Raw genomic sequence first — 19,374 nt, forward strand, 5'->3', positions numbered from 1 at the left:
GCGAGGTGCCATAGTATCACCGGTTCTTACTCCTTTTGTTTGTGGTGCACCTCCAACGCTATTGAAAGTGTGCCACAACTGAGGGCGTAAGAACCATTTTTTATTGACACCTCGTATGCTAAATTTCTGCAAAACTACAGACTACTTAATATACACGATAAATATGCTCTGCGTAAGAAAAACAAAATTCCTCTGAACCACGTAAAAATGCAAGACATGCCATGGCAGGCGTGCTATCATACCGATTCAGCGCTTCAATCCCGGGCCACTGGGCTGAATCGGCGCGACTTATCGTGTTTGAAATCAAATGGATATGACAATCGGTATTGAGATCCAGACGCTGATCGGAAATCCGACGGGCGTGGGGCTATATACGTACCACCTTGTTCGCGAACTGGCCGGAATGGGGGGGGATGAGCGGTACCGGCTTTTTTATTTTGATTTCAAGAGGCGCGGCTGCGGGCGTGCGATCGACAACCCGAGGTTCGAATTCAGGCCGATCCGATTCATGCCTGGACGGTTTTATGAGAGCCTCTCGGCGAACCTCGGCTGGCCTGACATCTCGTGGTTCGCGGGACGCTGCGACCTGTACCATTTCCCAAATTTCGTCATTCCCCCACTGAAGAAAGGAAAGGCGGTGGTCACGGTTCACGACCTCTCCTTCTCCCGATATCCGGAGTACACAGAGGCGCGCAATCTCAGGCGCTTGGAGAAGTGCTTCCGCTACACATTGGAAAGGGCGGATGCGATCATCACCATCTCTGAGTTCTCAAAACGCGAGCTCATGGAGCTCTACGGAGTGCCCTCCGACCGCATTGCCGTGATCCACCTCGGCGTGAGCACACCGCGGCGCGCGGTTTTCGAGAAGCCGCTCCCCGCTCGTTACTTTCTCTTCGTGGGGACAGTCGAACCGCGCAAGAACTTGGGGACACTCCTCGACGCATGGCGGATCGTGAAGAAACACAGGCCTGATTGGGCGTTCAAACTCCTGATTGCCGGCGGCCATGGCTGGAACTGCGAACCCGCAGAGGCGCAGGCGGGAAAGCGGGGGGTCGCGGATGACGTCATCACAATCGATTACGTGACGCACGAGGATCTGCCCGCGCTCTACCGCGCGGCGGAGGCGCTTGTCTTCCCATCATTCTATGAGGGATTCGGCCTGCCGCCGCTCGAGGCGATGGCCAGCGGCACGCCCGTGATCGCCTCAACGGCGCCCGCGATCCCCGAGGTCGTGGGTGATGCCGCCCTCATGTGTGATCCCCACGACCCAGAGGGCATTGCCCGGGCCATCGTGCAGATCCAGGATGACCGGCAGCTCAGGGATTCGCTGGTGGCACGCGGCTTCGAGCGAATTAAACTGTTCGGCTGGCGGAAGACGGCGGAGGAGACGCTGGCCCTTTACAGAAAACTGCTGCAAAGAGAAATCCCAAATCCTCCCTCGACCCCGAAGGGGGTCTCGGGACGAGAACCCCTGCGGGGCAAATCCCAAATCCCAAAATAGTGTTATCAGTGGTGATTGGATTTGTTCGGTACAGGTATGGATGATAAAGATATGTATTGATGCACGATGGATCGGAGAGAAGATCGCGGGGATCGGCCGCTACACGGTCTACCTCCTAAAGTACCTCTCCGAGATGGACAGCGAGAACAGCTACCTCGTCCTCTTCCAGGACGAAGCCGTCCGCGACAGCGTGTGCGGAGAACTCCGGTTGGGAGCCCGAACCAACTGGCGAATTCTCACGCTGCCCTATGGAATATTTTCTATCCGCGGCCAGCTCTCGCTGCCCCGCCTCCTCAGGAAGGAGGGGGTTGATCTGTTCCACTCGACCAACTTCATGGCACCCCTGATGCGCGGGAGGGCTAAGCTCGTGACCACCGTCCACGACATCATACCCCTCAAGTTTCCCGAGTACGCCCCCCGCTCGAAGAAGACACGCCTCTTCCCGGTTTATCGGGCTCTGATGAAACGCCTTGTCGCAGTTTCCGATCTCATCATCGCCGACTCGGAACACTCACGGCGCGATATCATCGAAGTCCTCGGCACCCCGGCGGACAAGGTGCGCCGGGTATATCTTGGCGTGGATCCGAAGTACCGGCCCCTCCCTTCCGCCGTCAAAGCGGAGGTGAAACAGCGGCTCGGGGTCAGGGACAGGCTCGCGCTCTTTGCGGGAAGGGCCGACCCGTACAAGAACCTCATCAGCCTCGTCAGGGCGGCCGAGGCGGTCAATGCGAACGGGAAGATCCACTGCACCATCGTTGTCGCGGGCGAGAAGGACAGCCGCTACCCGGAGGTCGATAATTACATCAACCGAGCGGGGATCCACAACGAGGTGCGCTTCATTGGGAGCCTTGATGAGGACGAGCTCATCCCCCTCTATAACGCCGCGGATGTGCTCGTGCTCCCCTCGTTCTACGAGGGGTTCGGCCTCCCCCCCCTCGAGGCGATGGCCTGCGGCACACCGGTCATCTGCTCAAACCGCGCATCGCTCCCCGAGGTGGTTGGCGACGCGGGGATACTCGTGGAGCCAACCGATGTCCGCGCGATCGCCAGCGCCATGGAACACGTCTTCACCGACGGGGCGCTCCGCGCCAGGATGTCCGCCGCGGGCCTCGAGCGGGCAAAGCTGTTCCCGTGGAAGAAGACGGCCGAGGAAACGCTCAAACTCTACAAAGAACTGCACAGCTTGAACCATAGATGAACACAGATAGACACAGATAAAATATGATATGAAACAGGATGGACGCAGATGAACGCAGATGAACAGTTGTTTCTCCCTCACCCCCACCTAACCTCCCCCCTCGGAGGGGGAGGAATCTTTAATATGTATTCCCACAAAATGGAAGACACCCATTTTTATCAGGTGTATCTGCGTGCATCCTGTTTCAAAAACGTTGAATCCGTGTATATCAGTGTTCATCCGTGGTTAAAATAGGTTAGTGCTATGCGAGTGGCATTGATTCACGACTGGCTGAACGGCATGCGCGGGGGGGAAAAGATCCTCGAGGTGCTCTGCGAGCTCTTTCCGGACGCCGTCGTGCACACGCTGCTATGCGATCGCTCCAGGCTCTCGCCGACAATAGCGCGGATGGAGATACGAACCTCCCTCCTCCAGCACCTCCCTTTCCGGCGGACGGGGTACAGGTATTACCTCCCCCTCTTCCCCTGGCTGATAGAGCGGTTCGACCTCAGCGAATTTGATCTCGTCTTCTCGACAAGCCACTGCGTCGCCAAAGGCGCTCGCCCGCCGAGGAGCGGCATCAGCATATGCTACTGCCTGACCCCCATGCGCTACGTCTGGTACTTCGGCGAGGAGTACTTCGGCCACTGGGGGTGGCGGCGTCTGCTGCTCACGCCGGCATTCACCTGCCTCAGGCGATGGGATGTTGCCTCGGCACCGAGAGTGGGGCGGTGGCTGGCGATATCCGAACATGTTGCCGCCCGCATCAAAAAGATTTATAATACGAGCGCGGATGTCTTGTATCCTCCCGTTGACACGCGTTTCTTCACGCCGGGAGGGGAGGTGGGAAGCTACTACCTCATCGTTTCCGCGCTGGTCCCCTACAAGAGGCTCGACATCGCCATCCGGGCGTTCAATCAGCTCCGGCTCCCCCTCCTGATCATCGGTGAAGGGCCGCAGCGGAAGAGGCTGGAAGCGATGGCGGGGCCACAGGTTGAGTTCCTTGGCTGGCGCACAGACGAAGAAGTGAGGGAGCACTACCGGAGCTGCCGGGCGCTCATTTTCCCCGGCGAGGAGGACTTCGGCATCACGCCGCTCGAAGCGCAGGCCTGCGGGAAACCGGTCATTGCGTACGGGAAGGGAGGCGCGTTGGAGACGGTGAGGGACGGCGAGACCGGCCTCTTCTTCACCGAGCAGGATCCGGGCGCGCTCGCCGAGGCCGTCCGGAAGGCTGCACTGATGACATTTGACGCACATCTGCTGAGGGCACATGCAATGCGATTCGACCGGGCGCGGTTTAAAGAAAGACTCAGGGGCTATATAGAAAAAGCCGGCAGGGATTTCACGTGCGAGACGGGCGCCGGGAGACGGGACTGATCGTATGGCCACGAGAAGTCACACCGCGGAGATTGCAGCCACGATCAGGGTAGCAGTGGACACCGTGATGCTCAATGCGGCGTTCTGCACGGCGTACTGGGTGCGCTTCTATTCTCCGCTCACCGGGTTCGTCCCCATCTCCAAGGGAATCCCCCCCTTCGGCTTCTACCTCACGGCATTCCCCGTTGCCACCATCGTCTTCTTGTACATGTTCAAGCTTTCCGGCTCATACGCGAAGCGCTGGCGCTACGACGCCATGAACGAATTTTTCCTCGTGAGCAAGGGGATGGTGGCGGGAATGGTCGCGCTCATGGCGCTCACCTTTCTACTGCCATCAACGCACAGCGAAGCGGGACTTAAATACTCACGCATCACCTTCGTCCTGCTCGTCCCCTTCGTAGAGTGCTACCTCCTGCTGGGACGGCTTCTCGCAAATGGCATAGAGAAACATCTCTACCGGAAATCCACGGGGAAGAGAAAAATCCTGATTATCGGGACGAGAGAGACCGCCGCACGAATTGCGCGCCACGTCCGGCGGAATCCAAACCTGGAGTGCGAGATCGTGGGCTATCTGCAGTGCCCCGGGGAGAAGAGCTCTTCATCCAGAATCATCCAGCCTGTCCTCGGCAGCGTGCTGGATTTCGATGCCGTGCTCAGCCGCTACAGCATCGACGAAGTCATTCTCACCAACCCGAGCCTCGACCACGAAAAAGTTCTGGAAATCGTCATGGCCTGCGAGAAGAACCTCGTGGGCTTCAGGCACGTGCCCGATATGTTCGAGATCCTCACGAAACAGGTTGACGTGGTCAGCTTTGACGGCGTCCCCCTCTTCGGCATTCACCGCATCCCGCTCCACTACCCGTGGAACCGCTTCCTCAAGCGCGTGTTCGACGTGGCCGGATCGGCCATCGGCCTCATCCTCTCCTCTCCCGTTATCGCTCTCTCGGCCATCGCGATAAAGCTCGACTCAAAGGGACCGATTTTTTACCGGCAGGAGCGATACGGGGAGGACGGCAGGCGATTCTCCATCTACAAGCTCCGCACCATGGTCGAGAACGCGGAGAGGGAAACAGGACCGGTCTGGGCGCGCGCCGACGACCCGAGGTGCACGCGCGTCGGCTCGTTTTTGCGGAGGTCCAACTTCGATGAGCTGCCTCAGCTCTATAACGTCCTGCGCGGTGACATGAGCCTCGTCGGCCCCCGGCCCGAGCGCCCGCACTTCGTGCATCGCTTCACGGAAGACATCCCGCGCTACATGACGCGCCACTTCGTGAAATCGGGGCTCACGGGATGGGCGCAGGTGAACGGCCTCCGCGGGGACACCTCAATACGGGCGCGCCTCCGCTACGACATGTATTATCTGGAGAACTGGTCGATCCTCTTTGACCTCAAGATCATTGTCATGACGATTTTCGCCCGCAGGAACGCGTATTGAGGCGCACCCCTCACACCAGGGGGAACTCCACGCTGTGGAGGCGGTCGTCGCCAATGGACTGCCTGAGGCAGTCAATCGTCTGGTCGAGGCGCTGCTGAAGATCCCCCCGCACCTCCAGCTTGTCCCCGCTGAACCCCTCCCACGCCTGCCTGATGCGCCGCTCAATGTCCAACTGGAATTCATCGTTGAGGAAATCCGGCATTCGCTCCGCATGCTCCAGCTCGAGGTGTGGGTCGAGCTGCTCCTCTACGCCGTGCACGGCGAACTCTCCCCCGCATCACTTGCCGCCTGGCTCATCCAGAGCGGCCTTCAGGCCCGCCTGCAACTCCAACTCCAGAAGTACCTCTGGCCCGGGCAGCACCGAGGGGTGTAGCGGGGCCACGTCGATAGTTAAATATGTCTATTGTTCAATAATTTAACTATTTGACATTTGACATATCTCCGTATATACTCTTCCCGGTACCCTATGATGGAGAACTATAGATGAAGAGACAGCAGGAAATCCTCAAGCTTCTGCGCCAGGTGCATATGCGTTTCGCAAAGTTCTACTCGAAGAAGATCGCGAGCCGCCGGGTAACCCCGCCTCAGTACATGATGCTGATGATTCTGCTCGAGGAGGGTGCCCAGAAGATGCACGATCTCGCCGACTTCCTCCAGGTCTCGACACCGGCGGTCACGAACCTCGTGGACAAGCTCGAGGCCTCGGGGTACGCCACGCGCTCGCCGCACCCCACCGATAGGCGCGCCCACGTGATCGCGCTCACGCCGGCCGGCACGCGTTTTATCACGGCGCTGCGCGATGACGGGCTTGCGCTCCTCAAGGACACCATCGGCACCATGTCCGCCTCGGACCAGGAGGTGGTGCGGCGGTTCTATCAAAACCTTCGCGCACGCCTCGACGCGGCGCTCGAACGGCCGGGGAAAAGCACGCAATGAAACCGGTTCCTGCGATGGCGCTCGCCGCACTCATCCTTGCCGCCAGCACGGCCCCCGGCGAGGAGTCCCCGGGGGCAGACCCTACCCCCTCGGTGACGCGGGAGGCGTTCATGAAGTCGGCCGCCCAGCGGAAGATACTCCGCATAGGCCTGGTTGACATCATCATGTACGCGCTCAAGAAAAACTCGGAGATCAAGATCGCACGCATCGAGCCAAAGATCAAGGCCGACGATATACGCATCGCGAAGTCGGAGTTTGAGCCGACGCTGAAGGCTGACTACCTCCTCCACGACGTCACCGAGGAGAGCTCGAGCGTCTTCTACCCGGGGGAGCAGAAGAGCAGGGATATGACGTTCGACGCGGGGATTTCCGGGAAGCTCATCACCGGCACCAAATACCGCTTCGATTTTCTCAATGACCGGCAGAGGAACAACTCAGACATCACGGACATGAACCCCTATTTCACGAGCGAGCCCCTGGTCACCATCACCCAGCCGCTCCTGAGGGGCTTCGGCATCACCGTGAACCGCGCCGACATCATCATCGCCCGCAACAACACGCGCCAGTCCGAGGAGATGTTCAAGGCGGCGGCGATGGACGCCATCAGCCAGGCAAAGACCGCCTACTATAACTACGCCTACGCGATCGAGGCCTACGGGATCGCCGAGCGGTTCCTGCAAAGCGCCAGGGAGCTCTTCGAGATCAACAAGGCCCGTTACGCCAAGGGCCTCGCGAGCTCAGTGGACATGCTGGAGGCGGAGGCGGCGGTCGCGGAACGCGAGAAGCTGCTCCTCGACGCCGAATACGGTCTCAAGACCTCAGAGGACAAGTTGAAGTTTGTCACCAACCTGGTGGACGACCCCGAGGTCTGGAACGCGACGATCGAGCTCATCGAGAAGCCCGTGTTCTCCGTCCGGCCGGTGGACCTCGTGCAGTCCGTCATGGATGCCTTCGAGTACCGGCCTGAGTACCGGGCCAAGAAGCTGGAGGCCAAGAACAAGGACATCAACATCGTGGTGAAGAAAAACGCGCTCTTCCCCACGCTCGACGCCGTGGCCAGTTTCGGGATCAACGGGCTCGGCGACCAGTACGGCAGGGCGCTCCAGAGCATCCACTGGGGCTACCAGGACTGGAGCGTCGGGGGCACATTGAACGTCCCATGGGGAATGGGAGACCGGGGCCGCTACGACCAGAGCAAACTGGAGAAGGCCCGCGTGATCCTCGAGATCGAGAGGATGGAGCAGCGCATCATCCTCGACGTGCGGGACAGGGTGCGGGAGGTCGATATACAGTTCCGCCAGGAGAACGCCGCCAGGGTCGCCAGGGACAAGGAGGCGGAGAACTACGCCGCGCAGAAGGAGCGCCTCGCGGCGGGGCAGGTCAGCACGCACGATATGCTCGATTACCAGTATAAGTACTCGAAGGCAGAACTTGACCACAGCCAGGCGATCATCAACTACAATACGGCTCTTATCAACCTTGACAAGGAAGTAGGCCTCACGCTGGTCAGGAACAATGTGAAGCTGGAGGAATGATAATGCGTCAGTACATAACGCTGTCGATCGTGATCCTCGCCGCCGCCCTCGCCGTTCCCGGCTGCGGGAAAAAGGCCGAGGAGAAGAAGGAGGTCATCCCGATCCGGGCGATGCGCGTCGAGCCCCGAACGGTCTCCCGGACCCTCGACTACGCCAGCAACATCGAGGCGTGGGACAAGGCCGAGGTCTTCCCCAAGGTAGGAGGCAAGATCCTCGAGAAGCTCAAGGAGGACGGGGCCCCCATCGCGAAGGGGGAGACCATCGCCTACATCGACCGCGACGAGGTCGGCTTCAAGTTCGAGAAGGCACCCGTGGAGAGCCCCCTCACCGGCATCATAGGGCGGGTTTACGTGGACAAGGGGACGAACGTCACCACTCAGACCGCGGTGGCCCTCGTGGTGGATATCGACCGGGTCAAGGTGCATCTCGATGTTCCCGAGAAGTACCTTCCCCAGCTCTTGCTGGGGCAGAAGGCGCGGGTAGGCGTCGAGGCGTACCCCGGCGAGGTCTTCACGGGCACGGTGACGCGCATCAGCCCGATCGTCGAGACCGAGACGCGCACGGCCCCTATCGAGATATCGATCGACAACCCCGGCCACCGCCTGAAGCCGGGCATGTTCGCGAGCATCAACCTTGTCCTCGAGGAAAAGAAAAATGTTCCCGCCGTTATGAAGGAGGCGATCATGGGGCGTAAGCCCTCCACGTATGTCTTCGTCGTGAACGGCGGCGTCGCCCGCATGAGGGACGTCACGCTCGGCATAGGCGAGAACGACCGCATCGAGGTGCTCAAGGGCCTGACGGCGGGGGACCTGGTCGCCGTCATGGGACAGGAACGCCTCCGCGACGGGGCGGCCGTCAGCGTGGAAGTGGACAAAGGTAGTCGATAGTCCGAACGGAGTGAGGACATGAGCTTACCCGAATTCGGCGTACGCAAGCCGGTCACGAACCTGATGATCTTCTCGGGGATCATCGTGATCGCCCTCTACTCCCTGATGAACCTCGGCGTCGACCTGATGCCCGAGATCGAGCCGCCCGCCATCACTGTCATCTCCACCTATTCCGGCGCCAACCCCGAGGACGTCGAAACGAAGGTGACGGAGCCTCTCGAAAACCAGCTCGCGACCACGCCGGGGCTCGACAAGATCTTCGCGCGCTGCCTCGAGGGCCTCTCCCTCATTACCCTGAAGTTCAACTGGGGGACCAACCTCGATGAGGCCTCCAACGACATTCGCGACCGGATCGACCGCGCCAAGAAATACCTCCCCGACATTCCCGACGAGATGGACGAGCCGTCCATCTTCAAATTCAACACCGCGATGATCCCCATCCTCTTCATCGGATTCAGCGCCGACCGCTCCTACCCGGACCTCTACGACATCATCGACAAGCGGATCGTGGACGAGCTGAAGCAGATCCCCGGCGTCGGAACCCTCACCCTCCAGGGGGGCCTCCAGCGGCAGATCAACATCTGGATCGACCGGAAGCGGCTCGAGGCATATGGCTTCTCCATCCTCGATATCGAAGACATTCTCAAGAAGGAGAACTTTACCCAGCCGGCCGGGAGCGTCAAGTACGGCCTCACCGACTACCTGGTGCGGGTCCCGGGCGAGTTCGCGACGCCCGCGGAGATCAACAGCGTCATCCTCGGGCAGCGGAAGGGAAACCTGATCTACCTGAAGGACGTCGCGCGCGTCGAGGACAGCTACAAGGAGGTGACGAGCGACGTCCAAATTAACCGCAACCCCGGGCTGATGATGATGATTCAGAAGCAGATCGGCTCGAACAGCGTCCAGGTCAGCGAGAAGGTCAAGAAGCGGCTCGCGGCGCTGATGGGGAACCTTCCCGCCGATGTGCGGATGACCATAATCATGGACACCTCGCACGATATCATCAACTCCCTCAACTCCCTGAAAAGCACCGTCTGGCAGGGCGGGTTTTTCGTCATCCTGGTCGTCTGGTTCTTCCTGCGACGGTTCATCCCAAGTCTCATCATCGCCCTCACCATCCCGTTTTCGCTCCTCATCGCCTTCATCTACCTGTTCCTGAGCGGGCGCACGATCAACATCGTGAGCCTCTCCTCCCTCACCATCGCCATCGGCATGGTGGTGGACAACGCCATTGTCATCGTGGATAACGTCTACCGCCACATGGAGCGCGGGCGGCGCCCGCGGGAGGCCGCCATCTTCGGGACCAGCGAGATGTTCCTCTCCGTGGCCGCCTCGACCGCCACCACGGTCGTGGTCTTCCTCCCGATGCTCTTCATCTCGGGGATCGTCGGCATCTGGTTCGGCGAACTCGCCATCACGATCACGGTGACGCTCACCGCCTCGCTCTTCACCGCGGTGACGTTCAGCCCGATGCTCTGCTCAAAGATGATGAAGGTCGCAGGACGTAAGACGAAAGACGATTCGATGGAGGCACCCCCGCTCCCCAACGCCTCACGCCCCGGCTTCTTCTCCCGGTTCTACGAAATCTCCGAGCGCTGGTTCACCTCGTGGGAAAGCGGCTATGCGAAGGCCCTCGCATGGTGTCTCGCGCGCCGTAAATTCGCGCTCGGCGGCTTCACGGCGATGTTCCTCGGCAGCCTCCTCCTCATCCCGTTCGTAGGCTACGAGTTCGCCCCCGAGGACGACCAGGGCGATATCCGCGCGACGCTCCAGCTCCCCCTCGGCACGCGCATCGAGGAGACGGAGAAGGTGGGGCACCGCGTGGAGGATCTCTTCTACCGGCAGGTCCCTGAGCTCCGTTCCATCTTCGTCCGGAGCGGTTTGAGTTCCGACATCGGGGCGGTCTTCGGCGACGTCTCGGGCTCCCACGTCATCTCGGTGGGGGTGAAGTGCGTGCCGAAGACCGAGCGGAAGCGCCCCATCAAGGAGATCGCCAACGCCGTCCGCGCGGAGGTGGAGAAGATCCCGGGGATCGTGAAGACGAACTTCACCATCGGCAACCCGATCGGGCGCGCCATCTCCGGCACGGGTGGCAAGGAGGTCCAGGTCGAGGTGATCGGCCACTCGTTCGCGGACACCGGCGCCGTCGCGGAACAGATCAAGGCGGTCATGGAGAAGGTGCCCGGGGCGGTGGACGTCAGCATCTCCCGCGAGCTCAAGCGGCCCGAACTCCGCATCGAGGTAAACCGCGAGAAGGCTGCCGCCCTGGGTCTCAACATGCGCACGATCGCCGACACCATCAAGACCTACATCGAGGGCTCGTCCGCCACGCGGTACCGTGAGTCGGGCGACACTTACGACATCTATGTCCGTCTGGACGAGGCCTCCCGCTCGAAGAGGGAGGACATCGAGGGCCTCGTCGTCGTCTCTCCGTTCACGCAGAAACAGATCAAGCTCGCGAGCATTGCGCGGATCTACGAGACGGTTGGCCCCATGGAGATCGAGAGGAAGAACCGCGAGCGGGTCCTTCGGGTGGAGTGCAACACCTTCAACCGCTCCACGGGGAAGGTGAGCGACGACATCATGGCGGGGATGAAAAAGATCGCCCTCCCCGCGGGCGTCACCCTCAACTTCGGCGGCCAGGCGGAGGAGCAGTCCGAGGCGTTCCTGAGCCTGACCTATCTCCTCATCCTTGGTACCCTCCTCGTCTACATGGTCATGGCGGCTCAGTTCGAGTCGCTGCTCGACCCGTTCGTCATCATGTTCGCCATACCGTTCACCTTCACCGGCGCCATCCTTGCCTTCGTGCTGACCGGCACGACCCTGAACGTCATGTCGTTCCTGGCACTGGTCATGCTCATGGGGATCGTTGTGAATAATGCGATTGTGCTCGTGAGTTACATCATCATCCTCCGCGCGCGGGGGCACTCGATGGTCGAGGCGATCACAATGGCGGGGAAGGACCGCCTCCGCCCCGTCCTCGCGACCACCATTACCACGCTCGTGGGTCTTCTCCCGCTCGCGATATCCAGGGGGGAGGGTTCGGAGACATGGCAGCCGCTCGGCATCACGATGATCGGCGGGCTCAGCGTCTCGACCCTCATCACGATGCTCTTCGTTCCGACGTTGTACGCGGTGTTCGAGACGCACCTTAAGAAGCGCGATGAAAAGAAGAAGAGAAAGGCCTGTCCGGTCTCCGTGACGGGGGAGGATGCCACCCGATGAAAATGGTGATGATCTGCTACAACGAGGCGATTGACGACGAGGTGATGGAGCTCCTCGATGCGTGTGCCCTCGCGAACTACACGAAGGTCATGGGGGTCTTCGGGAAGGGGACGGGCTCGGGCACGCACCTCGGCAACGACATCTGGCCAGGCAGAAATAACGTCCTCTACGTGGCGTGCGACGACGCGGCGGCGGAGCGGCTCCTCCAGGGAGTGAGGGGGCTGCGGTCAGAGTACCGGGAAGAGGGGATCAAGGCGTTCTGCTGGAACCTTGAAGAGATGACGTAATAATAGTCCATGGTCGACAGTCGATGGTCCATAGTCACTTCAAAGTACTGTGGACTGGTTTCTTCCTTCCGCCTCAGCGCAATACGCTCTGTTTAAAGAAGTTACAAAATCTCTCGCCGGTTCGAACCAATTATTGCCCCCAGTAGCAAAATTCCTTAAGTTTTCCTGTAATTCCCTCTTTTCGTTAATAAAACTTTCCTTTTCCTTTTGATATTCCTCAAGAGTAATTGTGCCCTCGAGGTAAATACCTATCAGCTTGTTGCAGAAGATGCTGGAAGACCGGGGACAGAAGCTGGAATGGAACGAGGTGCTTCGCGATCTTGAGCGCTTGCAGGAAGCCGAGACGGTGTTTTCCGGGCGGCGATTCGTCCTGCGAAGTCAGCTGAAGGGCTGCGCCGGCGCGGTACTGCAGGCTGTGGGAGTAGCGGTCCCGCCGACGATACGGGAACTATAGCGCGCGATCTTAGGAAATCAAAATGTAGTGCCAAAGACTTTTTGTGTCTCTGTAACTCGTTCGTAATGAACATACTCGTGTTTTGAACTGTAGAAGATGGGTTTAACTGGAATGCCACACACACTCCGTCCAGGCTATTCTGTATTCAATTTATGTGGTAGATCGTAGCCGACACTGAAGTGTCGGCTATGGGGGGTGGGGAAAGCGCACTGTCTGGATCATTGCGGGTGGGAATGCGTAGGAAGAAAAAGCAGGGGGGCCTTGAGGCCCCCCTGCTATTGATAGAACAACGATCCCGCTCAGTTGACTACTGCCGCGCCCTTAGCAAGCAGGATTACATACTGGGTGCTCAGCGTGAGATCAGACAGCTTCCTCACCGGCGGTTTCTTGCCCGCCTGGATCATAGCGGCATAGAAGGTGATCGTCTTCCCCTTCATGGATAATGGGATTTTGACCGCCGGGCGCACCGTTGTTATGAAATCCTTAGTAAAGCTCTTCACGTTCTTGTAGAGCGGCGTGATTCCCTTCTTGACCTTCCCGTTCAGGTAGAGCGTGTAGGGCCCCGCGGGGGTGTCGGCGAGGATATAGAAGTCGAATGGCTGGGTAATATCCTCGGTCAGCGCCACGTACAGCGAGAAGGTCTGGCCGGTTGCCAATGTCCCCGGAACGATGACCAGCGGCGGTATTGATGTGGGGCTGGGCGTCGGCGTCCGAGTTGGCGTCTCTGTCGGCGTCGGGGTATTTACCAGAGGCCCCACCGTTCCTGTAGGCCTGGGCGTTGGCGTGGCAGTCGCTGTCACCGTCGGAGTATTAGTCGGCGTCGGTGTTATTGTCGGAGTATTAGTCGGTGTTGGTGTTATCGTCGGCGTGATGGTGGGAGTCGGTGTGATCGTGGGCGTTTCCGTGATGATGGGAGTCGGCGTGGGCGTTTTCGTCGGTGTCTGAGTGGGTGTGTGTGTGGACTCAGCAAGCACGTACAGGTTGCTATCTGCCGAGCCAATATACACCGTATCGGTGCTTATCGCCGGCGATGACCAGATAGCATCAGAAGTGGCATAGCTCCACAAGAGAGCACCAGCCGAACTCAGGCTGTAGAGACAGTTGTCTCGGGAACCCACATACACCGTATCGGTCCCGCTCAGCGCCGGTGAGGAAGTGATCGCATACCCGGTCTCATAACTCCACGAGAGCACGCCGGTCCGATCAGTGATGCAGTAGAGACGGTTGTCACCTGATCCCACATACACCGTATCGGTGCTTATCGCCGACGATGACCAGATAGCATCAGAAGTGGCATAGCTCCACCGGAGCGCGCCAGCCGAGCTCAGGCTGTAGAGATGGTGATCATAGGAACCTACATACACCGTATCGGTTCCGCTCAGCGCCGGCGAGGAATCTATATCAGCTCCAGTCGCATAACTCCATGAGAGCTTGCCAGTCAGATCAGTGATGCAGTAGAGTCGATTATCATCAGAACCCACATACACCGTATCTGTTCCGCTCAGTGCAGGGGAGGAATATATACCACCACTTGTCGCATAACTCCATGAGAGCATGCCACTCCGATCAGTGACGCAGTAGAGACGGTTGTCCTTGGAGCCCACATACACCGTATCTGTTCCGCCCCGCGTGGGAGAGGAATATATCTCATTCCCCGTCTCATAACTCCACGAGAGCACACCGGTCCGGTCAACGAGGCAGTAGAGACGGTCATCATCTGAGCCCACACACACCGTATCAGTGCCTATCGCCGGCGATGAGAGGATACCCCCAGAGGCGCCATAGCTCCACAAGAGAGTGCCCATCGAGCTCAGGCTATAGAGACGGTCATCTTGTGAGCCTACATACACCGTACCAGTTGCGCTTATTGCCGCCGACGAAGAGACATTAGCATTTGTTCTATAACTCCACCCCAACACTGGAACCATAGGCCCAGAGTACAAGCTCTTCCCTGTGTGGCGGGTATCGTGGCGGAACATCGGCCACGTTGTAGCCGGCACACCTAAGAATGTCACGTCGTCAATGTTCCAACCGGAGAAAGTCCAACTTGAATCCGTGGGGCCTATCCCCCATCGAATGTACACGGTTGGTTGCCCATCAGCGACTGTCGAAATATCGTAGGATACACGCGTCCAAGATGAATCAGTGAGACTCGTATTTGGATTGGCCCACACCCGAGTCCACGTTGAGCCGTTAGGTGAGACCTCTATATAGACGTGGTCGTATGTGCTAGTCTCTACATTCAGCCATCTCCAGAATTCGAGCGCTGTTTGGGTGATAGAGGAACAGTCAATCGCTCCCGTGGTAAGCCAGTAGGTCGTGGGTAGATTGTCCGGATAACCTCCGCTCAAGTTGTTGCCGTAGACATTGATGCCGGTATGGCCGCTTGTAGGATCGGGATTGCCGTGATCTCCATTTCCCCCGGTCGGTTGTCCAAAAGACCAATTGCTTTCCATTGCCCATCCCGGGTCGGTATCAAGCGGAAATTCGATAATAGGCGTTCGGATTGGCGTTATTGTGGGCGTCTGGGTGATTGTGGGGGTTTGTGTAATCGTCGGCGTATTAGTCGGTGTCCAGGTGATTGTGGGGGTTTGTGTAATCGTCGGCGTGGGCGTCATTGTCGGTGTCTGAGTGGGTGTGTGAGTAGGGTCGGTAAGCACGTACAGGTTGTGATCATCAGAGCCCACATACACCGTCCCGGTATGTATCGCCACTGATGACTCAATAAGGCCACCCGTCACATAAGTCCATGCCAGGCCGCCATCTGAATTGATGCTGTAGAGAGTGTTGTCTTTGGCACCCACGTACACCGTATCGTTTGCGCTCACCGCCGGAGAGGAAAATATATCACCCCCAGTTTCATAACTCCATGAGAGTATCCCAGTCTGATCAATGATGCAGTAGAGACGGTTATCATCGGAGCCTACCCACACTTTATCGGCGCTTATCGCCGGCGATGCGAAGATAGGCTCAGAGGCAGCATAGCTCCACAAGAGAGCGCCAACCGAGCTCAGGCTGTAAAGAGTGTTGTCTTCAGAACCCACATACACCGTATCGGTTCCGCTCAGCGACGGAGAGGAGAATATATCACCTCCCGTTTCATAACTCCATGAGAGTATCCCAGTCTGATCAATGATGCAGTAGAGACGGTTATCATCAGAGCCTACCCACACTTTATCGGCGCCTATCGCCGGCGATGAGGGGATAGGCTCAGAGGCAGCATAGCTCCACAGGAGAACGCCAACCGAGCTCAGGCTGTAGAGAGTGTTGTCTTCAGAACCCACGTACACCGTATCGGTTCCGCTCAGCGCCGGAGAGGAATGTATACCACCACCAGTTTCATAACTCCATGAGAGTACGCCGGTCTGATCAATGACGCAGTAGAGACGGTTGTCATCAGAGCCCACCCACACTTTATCGGCGCTCATCGCCGGCGATGAGAGAATAAGTTCAGAGGTGGCATAGCTCCACAATAAAGAGCCAACTGAGTTCAAGCTGTAGAGAGTGTTGTCGCTGGAACCAACGTACACTGTATCAGTTGCGCTTATTGCCGCCGAGGAAGAAACATCACTATCCGTCCTATAACTCCACTTCAACATCGGAACCACAGGTCCACCGTATGAGCTTTTCCCTGTACGGCGGGCATCGTGGTGGAACATCGGCCAGGGGAGTGTCCCCGTAAGGATCAATGCCTGATACGCGTCTATCCGTCCGAACCCGAAGTACGTATCACGGCCCGGCGTACCCAAATCTTTTGCTGATGCGCAGATGATCTGCCGCACCTCCGCATTGCTCTTGTCGCGGTTGTACGACATGATCAAGCCCGCCAACCCCGCCGCGTGAGGACAGGCCATTGACGTCCCCGACCACGTCTTATACCCCCCTCCCATGAAGAGGCTGTACACATCCACGCCGGGCGCCCCCACCTCGATCTTAGCACCCCTGCTGCTGAAACTCGCAAGGTTATCACTACTGTCCGTCGCTGATACCGCCATCGCATTCGCATACAGGGCCGGATATGATATCGCCCCTCCCGTATTCCCTGCCGCCGCGACAAAAAGGATCCCCTTACTGTACGCGTCATTTATGGCGGCTTCCATCGTCTGCGAATAGGCTCCGCCGCCCCAACTGTTGCTCATTATGTTGGCACCGTGCTCCGTCGCGTACACAATCGATCGCACCGCGTTTTCATTGCTACCGCTCCCGCCGGAACTCAGGAACTTTATCGCCATGATCTTCGCGCCCCACGTCACCCCGGCAATCCCCACTCCATTGTTCGTGTTCGCCGACGCAATCCCCGAGCAGTGCGTCCCGTGGCCGTGGTCGTCCATAGGATCATCATCATTGTTGGCAAAGTCATATCCCTTGATCACCTTCCCCACAAGATCGGGATGGTTATAATCAACACCGGTGTCTATCACGGCGATTATGACATCGTCGTTACCGGTGAACATATCCCACGCCTCAGGGCATCTGATCTTGCTGGGCCCCCATTGCTGCCCCCAGCTCGGATCGTTCGGCGTCAAGATGGCATGCACGATGTAGTTCGGCTCGGCGTACTCCACATCGGGATGGCTGCTGTAGAGCTTCATCATTTCTGGTACTGTGCTATCCGTGGGTATCTTCAATGAATACACGTCAACCCGGGGTATCCTGCTCTCCTTCAACGACGGCACCCTGATCTCACGTCCCGCCAGGTCTGCAACGCTCAATCCCGAGAAATTATTGAGCGTTTCGATCTTAATCTCCATATCCTCGCGGCCGAGATGTTCCCGCGCTATGTCGCAGAGAGAGGTGGTGCCGTCCAGCGTGACCACCGCATCACGGGCTGGGAGAACACTGTAGTTCTCATTGATGTCGGTAATCTCGCCGAAACCAAGCCCTGTCTTGAATTTCACAAGAATGCTATCAGCGACATGTTCATCACTGATACCGTCGCTTGTTGTCGTTATGTACCCCGTCTCTGATTCCTTGTAGGGTGAATCCGCCCAAACGGGGTTCGCCGCGAGGACGCAAAGGACGCTAAAGAGGAGCATGAGGCCGACGGTGTTGCTCTTCCCCGTCCTTCCCGAATACAAGTGCCTGGTCGTCATCACGCTTCTCCTTTCATTTTATGCCGTCGCAATTCGGATTCAATGGCAGATTCTTTAAAAAAGTTATTCCTCAGTTACGCCGTAAATGATAACTGCATTAAGTTGCGTGGCGTCGTAATGGCGATCCTCATTCCTGTTTACATGAAAATGCATCCTGTCACCGGCAGCCACCGGACCCATGGTCGGAAAACAGGGCCTGCCCACCGTTGTGGAGTAATCATCATTGAGATATATATTACCAGATTGTCTATGCTATTCTCAAAATTGCCTATTAAATTAGCCCTATGGTTTTAAGGTATAAAGGAAATAAATGCAAGCATTATATATTTAATCCAGCGAGACTCCCCACCTGTGAAGGCGGGGATGAGAGCCGATTGCTGCGAAGCAGCACGAGCGAAGCTCGAAACAAGTGGTACCACGGGTGTAAACCCGTGGCGATTCCATTCGCCTCTGAAAGAGTACGGGAGCCTTGGTGATATGCCGAACATAGACCTAAAGAAATTTTCTAATAATCTGATGTGCAGGGATGGCATATGGTTTTCGGAATCAGACGGTTCCTTTTCTTATCCGAAAGAGGGCCATGAATTGTTATTCCAGATAGAAGAGAAGAGCTATTGGTTTATCCATAGAAACGACTGTATTATCGAGGCAGTTAAAAGATATCCGCACCGTGGGGTCTTCTTCGAACTGAGTGGGGGAAATGGTTATGTGTCAAAATTTATTCAGGACCATGGATATGACGTCGTGCTGATGGAACCGAGTACCACGGGAATCGAAAACGCCAGGAGGCGTGGAGTAGATAACTTAATCTGTTCAACATTTGAGAATGCACATTTGAATGGAGCCCCACGGGCAAGCCCGTGGTTCCTCCATCACTTCGGCGGAATCCGCGCTCCGACGCTGAAGCTCTGGAGCGCAGGCGGCCGAAGCATACCCGACTACGCTAAACATGCCTACCGGCAAGCTACGTCGGGTTATCCGCTCGTATTTATTCATCCCGCTTAGCGGGACTGTGGTTTTCTGCGCAGGCGGATAAAAACTCAATCCCTGCGATAGGTATATTTGACGTGCTCGAGCACATCCCGGATGACGCGCATTTCCTAAAGAGCGGCAGGACGATTGCGTGTGGGTCGAGCTGTCTGGTCGTCGCGCGATCTGCGTGATGTGATAGCGCCGCCTCGATTAATTAGTTATATGGCCTGCTTCGAAATGAGGATCTGGATGAGGTCCCCCACGTTCTCGATGGCGTCGGCGACCTCGGCGATGATCGTCACCAGGTTCCCGATGATGATCTTTTCCGCGAGCGAGATATTGATCTCTTTGAAAAGCTTTTTCAATATCTTGAACTCGATCGAGTCCGCCACCTGCTCGCGGGTCGAGATTTCCTGGATGAGCGCGAGCGACTTTGACCTGTCGAGGAGGGGAACGTCGAACAGCTTCACGAGGGGCTCCAGTGTGATCACCGCT

The 19,374-nt window shown here is 57.9% G+C and carries 13 protein-coding genes; 11 read left to right on the plus strand and 2 right to left on the minus strand.

Translation table 11 applies throughout. From position 1 onward, the window contains the following. Positions 1–313: 313 nt before the first annotated feature. The 10 genes from NTX71_11225 (at position 314) to NTX71_11270 (ending at position 12,360) form a co-directional block, all read left to right on the plus strand. Positions 314–1,501, plus strand: coding sequence for a glycosyltransferase family 1 protein (locus NTX71_11225; protein MCX6340468.1), 1,188 nt, complete (start codon positions 314–316; stop codon positions 1,499–1,501). A 40-nt stretch (positions 1,502–1,541) separates the two neighbouring features. Continuing rightward, positions 1,542–2,699, plus strand: coding sequence for a glycosyltransferase family 1 protein (locus NTX71_11230; GenBank protein ID MCX6340469.1), 1,158 nt, complete (start codon positions 1,542–1,544; stop codon positions 2,697–2,699). Between the two features lie 243 nt (positions 2,700–2,942). Next, on the plus strand, positions 2,943–4,055 hold the full coding sequence (locus NTX71_11235; protein ID MCX6340470.1) for a glycosyltransferase: 1,113 nt from the start codon (positions 2,943–2,945) through the stop codon (positions 4,053–4,055). A gap of 4 nt (positions 4,056–4,059) precedes the next feature. Then, entirely contained in the window at positions 4,060–5,490 is a 1,431-nt protein-coding gene (locus tag NTX71_11240; GenBank protein MCX6340471.1) for an undecaprenyl-phosphate glucose phosphotransferase, read from the plus strand. A gap of 34 nt (positions 5,491–5,524) precedes the next feature. Next, complete coding sequence (locus tag NTX71_11245; GenBank protein MCX6340472.1) at positions 5,525–5,863, plus strand: hypothetical protein; 339 nt, start codon at positions 5,525–5,527, stop codon at positions 5,861–5,863. A gap of 110 nt (positions 5,864–5,973) precedes the next feature. After that, entirely contained in the window at positions 5,974–6,426 is a 453-nt protein-coding gene (locus NTX71_11250) for a MarR family transcriptional regulator (protein ID MCX6340473.1), read from the plus strand. Then, positions 6,423–7,961, plus strand: coding sequence for a TolC family protein (locus NTX71_11255; GenBank protein ID MCX6340474.1), 1,539 nt, complete (start codon positions 6,423–6,425; stop codon positions 7,959–7,961). Before NTX71_11250 ends, NTX71_11255 begins: the two co-directional genes overlap by 4 nt. Positions 7,962–7,963: 2 nt before the next feature. Further along, complete coding sequence (locus tag NTX71_11260; GenBank protein MCX6340475.1) at positions 7,964–8,848, plus strand: efflux RND transporter periplasmic adaptor subunit; 885 nt, start codon at positions 7,964–7,966, stop codon at positions 8,846–8,848. Positions 8,849–8,866: 18 nt separating this feature from the next. Continuing rightward, complete coding sequence (locus tag NTX71_11265; protein ID MCX6340476.1) at positions 8,867–12,073, plus strand: efflux RND transporter permease subunit; 3,207 nt, start codon at positions 8,867–8,869, stop codon at positions 12,071–12,073. Further along, entirely contained in the window at positions 12,070–12,360 is a 291-nt protein-coding gene (locus NTX71_11270; protein MCX6340477.1) for a hypothetical protein, read from the plus strand. Before NTX71_11265 ends, NTX71_11270 begins: the two co-directional genes overlap by 4 nt. A gap of 753 nt (positions 12,361–13,113) precedes the next feature. On the opposite strand, the gene NTX71_11275 is transcribed toward NTX71_11270, so the two are convergent. Continuing rightward, entirely contained in the window at positions 13,114–17,907 is a 4,794-nt protein-coding gene (locus tag NTX71_11275; protein ID MCX6340478.1) for a PQQ-binding-like beta-propeller repeat protein, read from the minus strand. A 477-nt stretch (positions 17,908–18,384) separates the two neighbouring features. On the opposite strand from NTX71_11275, the gene NTX71_11280 reads away from it, so the two are divergent. Then, the gene (locus NTX71_11280) at positions 18,385–18,912 is read left to right on the plus strand and encodes a hypothetical protein (protein ID MCX6340479.1); all 528 of its coding nucleotides are present in this window, start codon (positions 18,385–18,387) and stop codon (positions 18,910–18,912) included. A 185-nt stretch (positions 18,913–19,097) separates the two neighbouring features. Here NTX71_11280 and NTX71_11285 read toward each other — a convergent pair. Further along, on the minus strand, positions 19,098–19,374 hold a 277-nt coding region (locus tag NTX71_11285; protein MCX6340480.1), incomplete at its 5' end, for a DUF47 family protein.

The organism is Candidatus Auribacterota bacterium, from assembly GCA_026392035.1.
GTDB lineage: Bacteria > Auribacterota > Tritonobacteria > UBA1439 > UBA1439 > JAPLCX01.